Source organism: Paenibacillus xanthanilyticus (assembly GCF_042682185.1).
Classification (GTDB): domain Bacteria; phylum Bacillota; class Bacilli; order Paenibacillales; family Paenibacillaceae; genus Paenibacillus_Z; species Paenibacillus_Z xanthanilyticus.
The window spans coordinates 1,248,601-1,263,747 of the sequence record NZ_JBHUHA010000002.1; the positions used below are offsets into that span (position 1 = coordinate 1,248,601).

At 60.3% G+C, this 15,147-nt stretch carries 13 protein-coding genes; 3 read left to right on the forward strand and 10 right to left on the reverse strand.

Features of this window, described 5'->3' with window-relative positions:
* The 3 genes from ACFSKT_RS22650 to ACFSKT_RS22660 form a co-directional block, all read right to left on the reverse strand.
* Complete coding sequence (locus ACFSKT_RS22650; protein WP_377717620.1) at positions 1–1,083, reverse strand: carbohydrate ABC transporter permease; 1,083 nt, start codon at positions 1,081–1,083, stop codon at positions 1–3.
* Between the two features lie 78 nt (positions 1,084–1,161).
* Positions 1,162–2,580: an ABC transporter substrate-binding protein gene (locus ACFSKT_RS22655; protein WP_377717621.1), complete on the reverse strand. Its 1,419-nt coding sequence runs from the start codon at positions 2,578–2,580 to the stop codon at positions 1,162–1,164.
* Positions 2,581–2,865: 285 nt separating this feature from the next.
* Entirely contained in the window at positions 2,866–3,870 is a 1,005-nt protein-coding gene (locus ACFSKT_RS22660; RefSeq protein ID WP_377717622.1) for a LacI family DNA-binding transcriptional regulator, read from the reverse strand.
* Positions 3,871–4,144: 274 nt separating this feature from the next.
* On the opposite strand from ACFSKT_RS22660, the gene ACFSKT_RS22665 reads away from it, so the two are divergent.
* Positions 4,145–4,534, forward strand: coding sequence for a VOC family protein (locus ACFSKT_RS22665; protein ID WP_377717623.1), 390 nt, complete (start codon positions 4,145–4,147; stop codon positions 4,532–4,534).
* An 11-nt stretch (positions 4,535–4,545) separates the two neighbouring features.
* The gene (locus ACFSKT_RS22670) at positions 4,546–5,388 is read left to right on the forward strand and encodes a phosphotransferase family protein (protein ID WP_377717624.1); all 843 of its coding nucleotides are present in this window, start codon (positions 4,546–4,548) and stop codon (positions 5,386–5,388) included.
* A 93-nt stretch (positions 5,389–5,481) separates the two neighbouring features.
* Here ACFSKT_RS22670 and ACFSKT_RS22675 read toward each other — a convergent pair whose 3' ends face one another.
* The 3 genes from ACFSKT_RS22675 to ACFSKT_RS22685 form a co-directional block, all read right to left on the reverse strand.
* Positions 5,482–5,913, reverse strand: coding sequence for a hypothetical protein (locus ACFSKT_RS22675; RefSeq protein ID WP_377717625.1), 432 nt, complete (start codon positions 5,911–5,913; stop codon positions 5,482–5,484).
* A 114-nt stretch (positions 5,914–6,027) separates the two neighbouring features.
* Positions 6,028–7,011, reverse strand: a complete 984-nt coding sequence (locus ACFSKT_RS22680) for a glycoside hydrolase family 43 protein (protein WP_377717626.1) — start codon at positions 7,009–7,011, stop codon at positions 6,028–6,030.
* Positions 7,012–7,091: 80 nt separating this feature from the next.
* Complete coding sequence (locus ACFSKT_RS22685; protein WP_377717627.1) at positions 7,092–9,209, reverse strand: alpha-glucuronidase family glycosyl hydrolase; 2,118 nt, start codon at positions 9,207–9,209, stop codon at positions 7,092–7,094.
* A 91-nt stretch (positions 9,210–9,300) separates the two neighbouring features.
* On the opposite strand from ACFSKT_RS22685, the gene ACFSKT_RS22690 reads away from it, so the two are divergent.
* Positions 9,301–10,098: a Nif3-like dinuclear metal center hexameric protein gene (locus tag ACFSKT_RS22690; RefSeq protein ID WP_377717628.1), complete on the forward strand. Its 798-nt coding sequence runs from the start codon at positions 9,301–9,303 to the stop codon at positions 10,096–10,098.
* Positions 10,099–10,371: 273 nt separating this feature from the next.
* Here ACFSKT_RS22690 and ACFSKT_RS22695 read toward each other — a convergent pair whose 3' ends face one another.
* The 4 genes from ACFSKT_RS22695 to ACFSKT_RS22710 all read right to left on the reverse strand — a co-directional run bounded on the left by ACFSKT_RS22695 (position 10,372) and on the right by ACFSKT_RS22710 (position 14,835).
* Complete coding sequence (locus tag ACFSKT_RS22695) at positions 10,372–10,998, reverse strand: polysaccharide deacetylase family protein (RefSeq protein ID WP_377717629.1); 627 nt, start codon at positions 10,996–10,998, stop codon at positions 10,372–10,374.
* Between the two features lie 105 nt (positions 10,999–11,103).
* The gene (locus tag ACFSKT_RS22700; RefSeq protein WP_377717630.1) at positions 11,104–12,027 is read right to left on the reverse strand and encodes a carbohydrate ABC transporter permease; all 924 of its coding nucleotides are present in this window, start codon (positions 12,025–12,027) and stop codon (positions 11,104–11,106) included.
* A gap of 12 nt (positions 12,028–12,039) precedes the next feature.
* Positions 12,040–12,951, reverse strand: coding sequence for an ABC transporter permease (locus ACFSKT_RS22705; RefSeq protein WP_377717631.1), 912 nt, complete (start codon positions 12,949–12,951; stop codon positions 12,040–12,042).
* Positions 12,952–13,113: 162 nt separating this feature from the next.
* On the reverse strand, positions 13,114–14,835 hold the full coding sequence (locus ACFSKT_RS22710; RefSeq protein ID WP_377717632.1) for an ABC transporter substrate-binding protein: 1,722 nt from the start codon (positions 14,833–14,835) through the stop codon (positions 13,114–13,116).
* Between the last annotated feature and the right edge of the window lie 312 nt (positions 14,836–15,147).

Genomic DNA, 15,147 nt, shown 5'->3' on the forward strand with positions numbered 1-15,147 from the left:
CTAGAATCCTCCTTCCTTGCGGAACTGGCGCAGGTTGACGATGATGACCGGGATTACCGCGATCAGCAGCACGATGGCGAGCGTCGAGCCGTAACCCGTGTTCTGGTACATGAACAGCTGCCGGTAGAACTGCGTCGCTACGACGTCGGTCTCGTACTGGCCGCCTGTCATGATCATGACGACGTCGAAAATTTTCAGCGTGAACACGATGATCGTCGTCGTCACCGACAGCACCGTGCCGGAGATCGTCGGGATCATGATTTTGAAGAAAATCGTCCATTCGTTCGCGCCGTCCACGCGGGCCGCCTCCAGCATATCCTCCGGAATGCTCTTAATCGCCGCGGAGAAAATGACCATCGCGAAGCCGGTCTGCATCCAGACGAGGATGGCGATTAGGAACAGATTGTTCCACGGCTGGATCATGCTCAGCCACGCTTGCGGTTCGCCCCCGAAGGCGACGACGATCGCGTTCAGCAGGCCGATCTGCTCCTGCTCCGGCTGGTAGTAGTAGATGAACTTCCAGATGACGCCCGCCGCGACGAACGAGATCGCCATCGGCATGAAAATAATCGCTTTCGCCACCCGCTCGAAGCTGCTGCGGTCCGCCAGAATGGCGATGAGCAGGCCGAAGCCGACGCACAGGAATGTGCCGAACACGACCCACAGCAGGTTATTTCGCAGCGCGGTGACCAGCAGCCGGTCGGTGAACACGGCCGCGAAGTTGGCGAAGCCGACGAACTCCGTCGAATTCGCGTTCATGAAACTCAAATAAAGCGTCCTTAGCGTCGGCAGCACGAGCAGCCAGCCCAAGAGCAGCGCCGCCGGCCCGACGAATACGAAAGGCAATAGTCTCCGCTTCCATTGGTCGGGATATTGTTCGACCAGCCAGTTGAATGTGAAGTAAATGCTGTAGATCCCGATTACGCCCCATAACACGGCAAACACGGCGTTCGCGACCGGCGGCAGCCCGGAATCCCGGAAGAACCAGAAAATCAGCCCATGCACGCCGATATTCAGAGCCGGTACGAGAACGGACAGCAACAGCAAGCGCAGAGCATTGCCTTTTCCAGCTCTAAGTTCCATCCGACAACCTCCTCACGTCATAGAAAAAGAGACGTACGCGCCGCGTCAGGCGCGCGCACGCCTCCAGCTTGCCCAAAATTATTTCCAGCCGGCTTGGATTTCCTCCATCGCCTTATCCAAATCGACCGTGCCGCTGACGTAGTCCGTCATGCCCTTCCAGAACGTGCCCGCGCCTACCGCGCCCGGCATCAGGTCGGAGCCGTCGAAGCGGATCGTCTTCGCGGACGAGAGGAATTCCGCCATGCGCTTCTCTTGATCGTTCGCGTACCACGACGGATCCGCGCCGTTCATCGGCGCCGTTACGCCTCCGGATTGAATCCACGTCTTCAGCGAATCGGCCGTCGTGAAGAATTCCATGACCGCGCGCACTTCCGGACGGTCGTTGAACATCGCGTAAATGTCGCCCGAGATGAGCGCAGGCTGGCCATATTGCGCATCGATCGGAGGCAGCGGGAACCAGTCGAAGCTATCCGCGCTCAGGCCTTCCGGGAAGAACGAGGTGATGAAGCCCGCCTGGCGGTGCAGCCATGCTTTCGGCGGATTGTCGAACAGCGGCTTCACGGCATCGCCGAACGACGTCGTGGCGATCGATTTGCGTCCGCCGTACACGTAGTCGTCGTTGAACCAAATGTCGGACATTTTCTGTACCGCATTCTTGACGATCGGATCGGTGAACGGCAGCTCGCCGCTCACCCACTTGTCGTAGTTCTCCGGCGTCGTCGTGCGCAGCATGATGTCCTCGATCCAGTCCGTCGCCGGCCAGCCGGTAGCCGTGCCGCTCTCGATGCCGATGCTCCACGCCGGGTCGCCGTCTTTGGCGATTTGGTCGGACAGCGCCATCAATTCGTCCCACGTCGTCGGCACGGTGTAGCCCGCTTCGTCGAACGCCTTCTTGTTGTACCAGACGAGGCTCTTCACGCTGCTGCGCGCCCATACGCCTGCGTAGACGTCGCCGGACGGTCCCGGCATCGTCGCCATGTCCAGCCAGCTTTGGTTATATTGCTTCTTCAGATAGTCGTCCGACAGGAACGATTTGATGTCGATGACCTTGCCGTCCTTGACGAAGCCCTTGAGCAGACCCGGCTGCGGGAAGTCCGCGATGTCCGGCGCATTGCCGCCGTTCACGCGCACGGAGATGGTCGCCTCGAACTCCTTGGACCCTTCGTACGCGATGTCGATGCCCGTTTTGTCCTCGAAATCCTTGATCGCCGCGTTGAATTTCTGTTCGTCCGCGTCCGTGAACGGGCCGAACATCGTTACCTTCGTTCCTTTATAGTCACCGTTCAGCGCCTTGGCCACGTAGGAATCTCCCGCCGCCGTATCCGGAGTTGTCGTATTCGTCCCGCCTTGGTTCGTCGTGTCGGTCGTATTCGTGCTTCCGCCGCCCGTATTCCCCGAATTGTTCGTCTCATTGTTGCCGCCGCAGGCGCTAAGCGCCGCCGACAGCGCGATAATTGTGCCGAACATCACCAATGCGCTCTTTTTCTTCGTTTTCAAAAGACCTCAACCCTTTCCGAATAATTGCTTGTGTATGGCGCTAACGCGATTGCTTGTGGAGCGGAATGCCTGAATGGGTCCGCATCACCCCCTAAAATAAACTGTATAGGTTCGTTTTTTTATTAGTACCCCGTCCCAACCAATCGGCAAACGACATTCTGAAAAGCTTTTCAGAGAGGGGCGAAAAGAGTCCGCTTGGGTTGATCCGCCAGCGCGTGACCGACTTGGGTCGTCGGGACGCTCGCGGCTCGAAGGCCGCGAGCGGGAGGCTGCGCTCCCCACGCCTCATAGACTTCGGCTCGACTCGCGAACGACCAGCTTATGCGGCACCTTCTCCCGGAGCGGCTCCACGTGACCTCCGATCGCCAGCTCATGAAGCTTGCGCACCGCGCGCACCCCGATCTCGTACACCGGCTGGGCGATCGTCGTCAGCTTCGGGATGAACATCCCGGCCATCCGGATATCGTCGAAGCCGATCACCGACAGGTCATCCGGCACGCGTCTGCCATGCTCGCGCAAATACGAAATCGCGCCCATGGCGAATTCGTCCGATGCCGCGAAGATCGCCGTCAGCTCCGGCTCAGCCGCCAGGAGCTCGCCCGTCGCCGCGTAAGCGTCTTCAAAACGGTGCGCCGCATAGGCGACCGGAGCCTCCTCGGCCTTCAGGCCATGCTCGCGGAGCGCGCGCCGGAAGCCTTCCATGCGCGGTCTCCCGGATATCGTGTCTCCCGGCGGGAAGCTGATCATGCCGATGCGGACATGACCCGAGTCGATCAAGTAGGCGGATGCTTCGAAGGCGGCCAGCTCGTCGTCGATGTCGATCGAGGGAATGTCGTAGTCGGGCGCGTTCGTCGAAGCGAGCACGATCGGCATCCGATAGCGCTGCATCTCCTCGATATACTCGGGATGAAGCGCGTCGCTCGCGAAGATAATCCCGTCGACCTGCTTCTCGTAGAAGCTCTGGATATAGGCGATCAGCCGGTCTTTGTCTCTGTCCGTGTTGCAAATCATCAGGCTGTGCCCGAGCCGTACCGCCTCGTCCTGCATCCCCCTTAGCAGACCGGCGTAATACGGGTTCTCGATATCCGGAATCATCACGCCGAGCGTGCCCGACTTCTTGTAGATCAGTCCGCGGGCGAAGCCATTCGGCTGATATTGCAGCAGATCAATTGCTTCCTGCACGCGCAGCCGTTTCATTTCGGTCACCGTCTCCGGGGCGTTCATCACTCTGGATACGGTGCTGATCGAGACGCCCGCCGTTCTAGCCACGTCGTGTATGGTCGGTTTCATGCGTACGAACGTCCTCTTCGTTTAGGATGAAGTATGGCAGATATGTAGACTGAAAAGCTTTTCTGAAAAGGTTTTCTGTAAGCCCTTACATTTTGTATTATAACCATCGCGCATGATTTTGACAACAACTTCTTGGGGTGGTCTGTCCGACGAACAGTTTGCCATTCGCCGGCTTCCTTTACAGGCAACTCCTTCTTTACAGTCGAGATGTGCATTCGATAAACTGATACTGGATTATTCTGTAAACTATAACATCGCGAAGGGGAGAGATTCCGTGTCCAGCCATTCCGCTAATGCCAACCAACCAGCCGCTCAGCCGAAGATCGGCTCCGTCCTCATCAAGACTTCGGATATGTCCCGTTCCGTCGCCTGGTACCACAACCTGCTAGGGCTATCGGTACCCGAAGCGCCCTTCTCGCCCATCGTCTCCATCCCGCTCGAGAATACGATATTATTGCTCGACTCGATTGGAGACGATCCCGTATCGCCTTCGCCGCACGCGCTGTTCGCGTTCGATTCCGACAACATCGACCGAAGTCTGAAGCAGCTGGAGCGGCTCGGCGTTCGGATCGTCGGCGAAGGCATCGAGCGGTTCCCTGACGTCGCGTTCATTACCGTGCAAGATCCGGACGGGCACCGTCTGATGATCGTTCAATCGTTCTAAAAGGAGGCCTTATGATGCTAGGACCGCGCATCGCGGAAGGATCGAGCTGCGAGGTGTACGAATGGGACGGCCCGGACAAGATCATCAAGCTGTTCCATGCCGATACGCCGCCGCACGCCGTTCGGCTCGAATATGGCAATCACGAAGCGGCATGGGCCTCCGGGCTGCCGGTACCACGACCGTATGAGCAAGTGAAATGGGAGGATCGCCTCGGCATCGTGTTCGAGCGGGTCGCCGGCGATACGCTCGTCAGCCGGCTGTTCGCCAGATTGAACGCGCAGGAACCGATGGACGCGGAGCTGCGTCTGCTCGCGGACGTGCTGCATCGCATACATAAGATGTCCCCTCCCGGGATCATCACAGACCAGAAGGCGAATCTGAAGGGCATTATCAGTCGGCCCCCTGGCCTGATACCGGAAGAGATCACGGCTCTCCACGCGTACCTCGACCGCCTTCCCGCCAAACGGCAGCTGTGCCAGGGCGACGCGAACCCGAATAATCTCCTCATTCGGGAAGCAGACGGCGAAGCGGTCATGATCGACTGGATGCACGCCTCCCTTGGCAACCCGGCCGCGGACGTCGCGGAAGTATGCGTGATGCTGGAGTATGCCGTCCTGCCGCCCGAGACGCCCGCTGCGGCCAAACGGTTCTTCGAAGAAACACGAGAGGCCGCCTATCGCCTGTTCATCGGCGAGTATTGCCGGTTGTCGGGGATGTCGGAGGCGGAAATCCGCGAATGGTATGTCCCGCTGGCCGCGCGGGCAATCGCGTCCGGGGCCATTCCGGAGGAGCAGGCCGCGCGTCTGGCGTCCATGATTCGGGAGCGGCTGCAAGCGACGAAGTCCGAAGGTTAGGAACAACAAAGGCAGCCATCGGAGATGCGTTCGCGCCTCCCATGGCTGCCTGTTCTGCTTGTGTATGTATCTTCGATATTAGCCGTACGCCGGTCACTCCGCGAGCGACTGCTGCAGCGCGTGGATTTCCCGGTATAGCTGGAGCAGCTCGGTCTCCTTCATCTGGATGAGCAGCGCCAGCTCCTCGATGCGCGCGCGCATGTCGTTCCGGTCTTCGGAGCCGGCGTCCGACAGCGAGCAGCCGAAGTTCTGGCTTGCCCAGACGGCCGCGGCTGCCCGGCCGTCCGACCGGTAGATCGCCGAGAAGTTCTCGAAGATGGCGTTCATCGTCTGCCTGCGCTCGTAGCTGAGCACGCCCATCCCGTCCTTCGCGTGCGCGACCGCCTGCTGCAGCTGGAAGTCGTTCAGCTTGCCCCGCAGACTTTCGCCTCGGTCGATCTCGCGGATCAACGACGTATATACAGTTTGAAAAAGTTCGGCTTCCGCCCGCATGTCTTCCTGGGTGATGTAGGGGAGGTGTTCCATCGGCCGCCGCCTCCTTGGCTTAAAATCAGCTTGACTCTACATCGTTCGGCGGCGGCATTCCTTTTCGGTCCGTGACGGCGGTAGGCTTACGCCATCCAAGCCATCGGCCTGCCCTTATTCGCCGTACGGGTCGATCGTCCGGATCGTGCCGTCCTCGTTGTACGTCAGCTCCGTCATTTTCACGCTGCGCTTATTATCTGCGCCGCCGGAGAGCGAGCTGTCGTGATAGAACAGATACCATTTGTCTTGGAATTGCACGATGGAATGATGCGTCGTCCAGCCGAGGACCGGCGTCAGGATCGTGCCTTGGAAGACGAAGGGGCCGAGCGGGTTGTCGCCGATCGCGTAGACGATCTGGTGCGTCGTGCCCGTCGAATAGGACAAGTAGTAGCGATCGTTGTATTTGTGCATCCACGGTCCTTCGAAATACCGCCGCTCCTCGTCGCCTGCCAGGATCGGATTGCCTGCGTCGTCCACGATCTCGATCTCGCCCGGCTGCTCGCGGAACGTCAGCAGATCGTCGCTGAGCCGAGCCGCGCGCGGACCCAATGCCGGCTCGTCGGCCGCAGGACCTTCGCCTGCCGCGTCGTATTCGCCCGTCCGCCACTTCTCCAGTTGGCCGCCCCATAGACCGCCGAAATACATGTACGCCTGGCCGTCATCGTCGATAAACACCGCCGGGTCGATGCTGAAGCTTCCGGGGATATAGTCCGGTTCCGCGACGAAAGGACCTTCCGGCCGACTGCCCGTCGCCACGCCGATGCGGAAGACGTCCTCGTGATCCCGAGCAGGGAAGAACAGGTAGTATTTGCCGTCCCGGTACGCCGCATCAGGCGCCCACATTTGCTTCGAGGCCCACGGCACGTCCTTCACGTGCAGCGCTTCGCCGTGGTCGACGCACGCGGCATCCGCGTCTTCCATGGACAGCACATGGTAATCCTCCATATCGTACTGGTCGCCGTTGTCGTTGGATTCGCGCTCGTGGTCGAGGTCATGCGACGGGTAGATATAGATTTTGTCTTCGAATACGTGCGCCGATGGGTCGGCGGTATAGATATGCTTCACGAGCGGTTCGCCGCTTTTGGTGCGTTGGGTCATGTTCTCGCTTCCTTTCCTCGTTCCGAAATGGTTTGGCGGGCTATGCGATTGGCTTTGCTCATTGTTAGCTTCAGCTCTGCTCAGTAAATCGCGCGCTTCTGCTCGTCGGGCACGCCGCTCTTGCGGTAGAAATACGTGTTGATCCGGTCGCGCCATTCCTTGGCGTGCTCCGCCTGCTCGTGGAATCGGGCCAGGGCTGCGTCGTAGACATCCGCCGCGACGAGCCCTTCGAGCGACGCCCACCGCCGGGTTAGCTCCTCCGTGCGCCGCGCCCCATCGAAGTGCGTATCGTAGATATGCTGGATGACCGTGCGCCCGGACTTCAGCCGATGCCCGTAAGGGACGTGGTGGAAGAACAGCAGCAGCTCATCCGGGCATTCCGCGAGCGATTCGTACATGCCGGCGTTCGGGCCCATATATTGACCCGCGTAGCCCGTGCCCGTGAGCACGGTCCGGTCGACGCCGACGCCGTCGCGGTCGGCAAAATGGTACGTGCCCCATTTGTCGTACTCGTAGCCGTCCACGTTCGGTCCGTAGTGATGGTTCGGATTGACCATCCAGCCGACGCCGAGCGGCGCCGTGTACGACTCGTATATGTCCAGCGAATCCATCAGCATGCCGACTACCGCGTCCGTGACCTGCCGGCTTGCGCCGAACGTCTGCAAGGCCCATTCCTCGGCGATCGCCTCGGCGGACAGCTCGGGATTCCACGCCAGACGGCCGTAGCCGTACAGGTTCGCTTGGGCGAGCGGATGGCCGGTCCAGTTGGCGTCGGCGCCGATATTGGACACTGCCGCGAACCCGCCAAGCGCCCGGTCGTGAACGCTGCCGTCCACGACTCGCTTGACCGGGGAGGCGTTCCCCTTCGCGTACGTCTCGAAGTCCAGCACCGCCTTCCATTGCGGCACGAGATAACATAGATGCCGCTGCTGGCCGGTATATTCCTGCGTGATCTGGAACTCGACGACTTGGTTCGTCCGCTCCATCGCGCCGAGCAGCGGCGAGACCGGCTCGCGCACCTGGAAATCCATCGGCCCATTCTTGATCTGCAGCACGACATTATCGTGGAACGCGCCGTCGAGCGGCAGGAAGTGATCGTACGCGGCCCGCGCGCGGTCCGTCTTCCGGTCGCGCCAATCCTGCTTGCAGTTGTAGACGAAGCAGCGCCAGACGACCAGCCCGCCATGCTCTTCAAGCGCCTCGGCCAGCATGTTCGCGCCTTCCGCGTGGCCGCGCCCGTAGGTGAACGGCCCCGGCCGGTTCTCGGAATCCGCCTTGACCAGGAAGCCGCCGAAATCAGGAATTGCCGCGTAGATGTCCGCCGCTCTATCCCGCCACCACCGCTTCACGTCCGCATCCAGCGGATCGGCCGTCGGCAAGCCGCCGACCTCGATCGGCGCAGCGAAATTGATGCTCAACAGCAGCCGGATGCCATAGACACGGAAGATATCCGCCAGCTCGGCAATGCGCGGCAAGTAGTCCTCGGTGACGAACCGGGATTCCAGCCGATGCGCATTCACGTTGTTGATCGAGATCGCGTTGATGCCGGTCGATGCGAGCAGCCGGGCATAATCCCGAATGCGCGCCGGGTCGAAGTCGATCGCGTCGTTCTTGTAGAAGATCGACGGCCCGGCGTAACCGCGCTCGATGCTGCCGTCGATGTTATCCCATTGGTTCATCATGCGCAGCTTGTTCGCCGGCCGCTCGATTACCTCCAGCCCGCTTGGGTCGGCCCCCGTCGCCAGCAGCCGCAGCAGGTGAAAGGCGCCGTACAGTGCGCCGACCGGCGTGTGAGCGCCGATCGCGGTCGCGCCCTCTCGGGTCCGGATGGCGAACCCTTCGCGGCCGAGCTCCGCAACCTCGACGCCGAAGATGTCCCGCAGCCGTTCGTTGGCCGCGAAGGTGCCGACGAGAATGCCGGTCCCGACGCCGATCGCGGTATCCGGCTCGGGGTCCCTTGCGCCGTTCTCTCCGGCGGCGTCTGTCGGGAACACATGAATCTCAGGCAGTTCACTGTACATGGCCCCGATCCCTTCGGCCAGCTCCGAGATAGCCGCGCGGACCGTATCGTCTCGGTCGCCGGAGGCGATCCAGCCATAACGGAGCGAATCCTCCTTGCTTGTCGCAGAATCTACGCGCGGGTGATAAGCGAGCCAAGCTCGGTAGCCCGCCTGCCCTTCATGCTGCTGTTCGCTCATGTCGACTCTCCTTCTTTTTTGATCTTGACAACATCAAGGTCCTTCGTCTTAGAATGTTGGTCATATCATCCATTCACGGGAGGACAGAATCATGACGATTACGATGCAAGACGTCATCGCCGAGCTTCGCGGCACGGTGCCGCCCATCGCGGACACGGCCGACACGCTGGATGGCGCGTCGCCGGAGACGCCCGTGACGAGCATCGCCGTCGCGTTCATGCCGACGCAGGCGGTGATCGAGCAAGCCGCGTCTATGGGCGCCAACCTGCTCGTCGTCCACGAAAGTCCGTATTACAGCCATCGTCCGGAGCATGCGCCGCATCTGGCCGATGACCCGGTGTGCCGGTTCAAGCGCGACTTCCTCCGCCAATCGGGGCTCGCCGTCTACCGGCACCACGATTACTGCCACCGCCTGCAGCCCGACCCGATCATGACCGGCCTGCTGCAGAGCCTGGCGTGGGATACGCATGTCGAAGCTATGCTCCCTACTGCCGCGGTGCTTCAAGTACCCGCGAGACGTGCCGCGGAGCTGGCCGCTTACGTGAAAGCGAACCTTCGCCTCCCTTACGTGCGGCTGACCGGCGATCTCGACATGCGCTGCGAGCGGATCGGCGTGCTCGTCGGCTACCGGGGCGGGGGCGCCAACGCCATTCCGCTCTTCCGCGAGCACAAGCTCGATCTGATCGTCGCCGGCGAAGGGCCGGAGTGGGAGACGCCCGAATACGTCCGCGACGCCGCAAGCCAAGGCAGCCCGACATCCTTGCTCGCCATAGGCCATGCGGAGAGCGAAGAACCGGGCATGCGCGTGGTGGCCGAGCAGCTGCGCGGCCGGTATCCGGAGCTGCCGGTTCATTTCATCCCCGGGCAGCCGGTGTTTCAAATAATCTAGAAGGGGCGCCGCCCCGTTGACCGGCTTTTGTTGCTCCCTCCTCCCACCTCCTCCGCCGAGGAGGCTCCAAAGGGCTTTGCCCTCTGGACACCCTTGTTCGTGCTAGCGCGTTTGTTCGCGAACGGCGGTTGGGCTTGAGTGTGGCACGCTTTTGTCCTGACGGACAAAGCTTCAGTGGGTTTAAAGTTTGTCCTAGGACATATGCTGTAGACTCTATTGTCAAGCTGCAATGGGCTGTAGCCGACCATCCCCGTAACCTTGTTGTCCGGCGTTCTACCGCCCTTCCCCCAGCTCCAGCAGCTCCCGCACCGTCACGAGCCGGAAGCCGTCCGCGACCAGCTCGCGGACGAGCGTCCGGACCGCCTCCACCGACTGCGAACGGTCGCCGTAACCGTCGTGGAAGAGCAGGATGCTGCCCGGCACCAGGTGATCCCGCGACTTGTCCAGAATATGCGCCACGCCCGGCTGTTCCCAGTCATGCGTCTCGGTGTTCAGCGCGCCGATCGTCTCGCAGCCCATCTCGGCTGCCAGCGCCAGAATATCGTCGTTGGCCGCCAAGTACGGAGCGCGGAAGGTACGCACTGCTTCGCCCGTCACCTCGCGAATGATGGCGTCGGTGCGGCGCATTTCCTCCGCCGCTTCCCCGATCGCGATCTCCGTCAGATTCGGGTGCGCGTACGTATGATTGCCGATCTCGTGTCCTTCCGCATAGACGGCTTCGGCGACTGCGCGGTTCGCTTCGATCTGCTCGCCGATCATGTAGAATGTCGCCTTCCCGCCTACCTCCCTGAAAATCTCCAGCATGTGCGGCGTATAAACGGCATTCGGGCCATCGTCGAACGTGAAGGCGATAACCTTCTCCGCCGTCGCGACCCGCTTCACCGTAATGCGTTGTTCCATCGTTGATTCGCTCCTCTCCGGCAGGCGGCGCTAGCAAACGGCCGCCGCATCGTCTACAAGTTCGCGTTTCGCGTCCCATAGACCTGCTGGCGGCCATCGCCAGACTTATCCTTTCACGCCGCCGAGCGTCAAGCCTTTCACGAAATACCGCTGCAGGAACGGATAGACCATGATGATCGGCAAGCTCGCCACGATCGTCATCGTCGCCCGGATCGACGTCGGCGTCACATAGTTGGCCGCTGCCGAGCCGTTCGCGAAGCCGCCAGCCGGGTCGATCGAGCTGCCCGAGGCGTTGGAATTTTGAAGCATTTTCATCAATTCGTATTGCAAGGTGCTCAGCTCGACGTTCGACGAGTTGTAGAGGAAGACGTCGAACCACGAGTTCCACTGATAGACCGCGGTGAACAGCGACGTCGTCGCGAGCACCGGCAGCGTCAGCGGCAGCACGATGCGCATGAACGTCGTGAACTCGCCGGCGCCGTCGATCCGGGCCGATTCCATGAGGCCGTCCGGCAGCCCTTCGATGAACGAACGGATGACGATGATGTTGAACACGCCGATGATCCCGGGAATGATGTACACCCAGAAGCTGTTCATCAGTCCCAGCTCCCGCATGAGCAGGAAGTTCGGGATGAGGCCGCCGTTGAAATACATCGTCAGGACGAAAGCGAGCGTGACGAACTTGCGCAGGACGAAATCCGGCCGGCTGATCGCATAGGCGATCATCGCCGAGCAGAACGTCGAGATGATCGTGCCAAGCACGGTCCGCATCACCGAGATGAACGTCGCGTGGACGATCGTGCCTTGTTCGAATACGTACTTGTAGCTGTCGAAGGACAGCACGCGCGGCCAGAAGTAGATGCCGCCCTTGACGGAATCGCTGGCGTCGTTGAGCGACACGGCCAGCATGTTGATGAACGGATAGACGGTCACGATCATGAGGCAGATCATGAACGCGTAGTTGAACCAGTCGAAAATACGGTCGCCGATCGGGACGCGCCGTTTGTAGCTTTTCTCCGCGATTGCCATGGTGCTCCCTCCTTAGAACAGTCTGTCCTGGCCGAACCGCTTGGCGATGGCGTTCGCGGAGAACAGCAGGATGATGCTGATGACGGTCTTGAAGATGCCGGCCGCGACGGACAACGAATAGTTGCCGAGGTTCATGCCGTATTTCAAAATGAAAATCTCGAGATTTTCAGAGTAGTCGACGTTAAGGCCGTTCCCGAGCAAATATTGCGGCTCGAAGCCCGTCTCCAAAATTTGGCCGAGGTTCATAATGACGAGCACGATGATAACCGGACGAAGCCCCGGCAGCGTAATGTGCCACATGCGCTGGAGCCGGCTCGCACCGTCCATCTCCGCCGCCTCGTATTGCGCCGGATCGATCGTCGTCATCGCGGCCAGGTAGATAATCGTATTCCAGCCGATGTTCTTCCACACTTCCGAAGCGCCCATGATGCCCCAGAAATACTTGCCTTCGCCCAGCCACAGGATGGGTTCGTCGATAAAGCCGAGATTCATCAAAATAATGTTGATGATGCCGCCGTCCGCGGACAGCGCCGTCTGGATGATCGTGGCGGCCACGACCCACGAAATGAAATGCGGCAGGTAGCTGATCGTTTGCACGAAACGCTTGAATATCGCATTGCGCAGCTCGTTCAGGAGCAGCGCCAAAATGATGGCGGTCACGAAGCCCAGCACGAAATTGATCAAGCTCATTGCCAGCGTGTTGCGCAGCACGAGCAGAAACCGGTCGTCCTCGAACATGAACCGGAACTGCTTCAGGCCGACCCACTTCTGGTCGCCGAACCCTTTGGCCGGCTTATAATTCTGGAAGGCGATCGTCCAGCCCCAAAGCGGCAGATATTTGAAGATCGCCAGCCAGATCAAGAAAGGCACGGTCATGAACACGAGCGCGCGCTGGCTGATCAGCCTTTTCATGAACAGTCTCATCGTTCCACTTCCTCTACTTCGGGTGCTATCGGCCTTACGCTGCGGTCTTGGATGCTGTGCGTAAAAAGAGCGGCGGGGGCGGCCCAGGTGCATCCGGCCCCGATTCGGACCGGCCGGTGCCGCCTCCCGCCTTTCACTCTTCCTCTTGCGTCGGTTCGGCCGTTAATTCGTGCCTTTGATCTTCGCAACCTTCTTCTTGATCTCTTCGGTCATCGTCTTCTCGTATTCGTCGACCGGCGTCTTACGGTATTCCGTCACGTAATCGTTCCAGACGCTCTCGAATTTATCCGGCGCGGCGAGCACGATCTTGGCGAAATATTTCTTCTGCAGGTCGGTCTGCTTGACGGTGAAAATTTGGGCCGGCGTATCCTGCTCGAGCGCGATGCTCCAAGCCGGGTACCACGGACGGTCGTCCGGCGCGGCGAACAGGTCGGCATACGTCTTGGCGTTGTACTTGGCAAGGCGCTCCTTCTCGGCGTCGGTGAAGGACGCTTGGGCGACCTCCGGCTGGCGGCCGGGATCGACGGCGTTGCCGTCCGGGAACGTGGAGCCTCCGCCGTACATCGGCCAATAGTAGGCGAAATAGCTGATGCCGACTTCGCGGGAGTAATCGTTGTCCTTCAGCTTCTCGATCTGCTCCGGCGTCCGGTACAGGCGGCCATTCGCGTCCACTTCGTACGTCTCGCCTTGGATGCCCCAGCGCGTCAGCTTCTGGTTCTCGTCCGTCAGCAGGTTGTCGAAGAATTTGATAATGCGTTCCGGATCCTTCGCGCTCACCGTAATGCCGATGCCGCGGTTATTGACGAAGGAAGGCGGGTCGAGATATTGGTCTTTGGTATTCTCGTCGAACACGATCGGCAGCGGGAAGTACATCAGATCGTCATTGCCGGCCTTGTTGACCGTATTGAACGCCTGCTGCACCTGCCAGCCGTAATCGAACAGGCCGAGCACTTTGCCGGAGGTCAGCTTGGCGAGATATTGGTCGTAGTTGTCGACGAACGACGATTTGTCGAGCAAACCCTTGGCGTTCAGGTCGTTCAGCGTCTTCAGCCAGCGCTTCGTGCCGTCGTTGTCGCCGTATACCTTCGCTTCCATCGTGTTCACGTCGACTTGCACGCCGCCGTCGTTCGGATAGCCGGCCAGATGGTTCGGCGGGTTCGTCGTCGCGAAGAAGCGCCAGTCGTGCGTCAGCGTCGTCATGCCGATCAGGTCTTCGCTCGCGTGCTTGACCGTGTAATCCTCGATCAGCTTCACGAATTGGTCGAGCGTCTTCACCTTCGGATAGCCGGCTTCCTTCAGTACGCGGTTCTGAATCCAGAACGCGCCTTGGTCGATCGTCGGGCTCGGCTTGAATTCGCCGACGAGCGGGGAGAACGGCAGGAAGTAGATGTTGCCGTCTTCGGCTTTCATGAGGTTGAAGTAAGGCTCGTACACGCGCTTGATGTTCGGTCCGTATTTGTCGATGAGGTCGTTCAGCGGAATGAACGCGCCCGCGTCGAGAATCTTGTCGATGCCGGCGTCCGGCTGGATGACGTCCGGATATTCGTTGCTGGCGATCATCGTGCCGATCTTCGTCTGCAGGTCGCCGACGAGGAACTCTTGCTTGAAGTTGACGCCGGTCTGCTCCTCCAGAATTTTGCCGATCTTCGTCTTGTTCGTGTCGATGTCCTTGTTCGCCGTCGCATTGAAATACGTGAACGTCACCGGAGCCGGCTTCTCAGCCTCTCCGCCGGCCGCGTTCTGGTTCCCCGCGTTCGCGTTCCCTTCGTTCGCCGGCGCCGGCGCGTTGTTCCCGCCGCCGTTGTTGTTCCCCGAGCAGCCGGTGATCGCTACCGCGAAGGCCGTGGCGAGCACTGCCGAACTGAGCCATTTTTTATTCCGCATGAATCGCTTCCCCCTCTGATTCGCCTGGTATTGTAAGCACTTTCATTATAGAATGCGGACCCTGCCCCGCTTAATGGAGAAACTAAACTTGTTACTGCATTATGTTTAGAATTGCTCCTCCTCCCACCTCCTCCGCAATGCTGTCAGGTTAAGTAGGGCTCCGCCCCTTTGACCCCACTTTTGTTGCTCCCTCCCCCTTCCCCCTCCGCTGAGGGGAACCAAGCATATGCTTCCGAAGGGCGCTTTCCGTTGGAAAACGCTCAGACTTCGCCCTCTGGACTCCCTTCTTCGTGCAGCCATCACGGTTCGCGG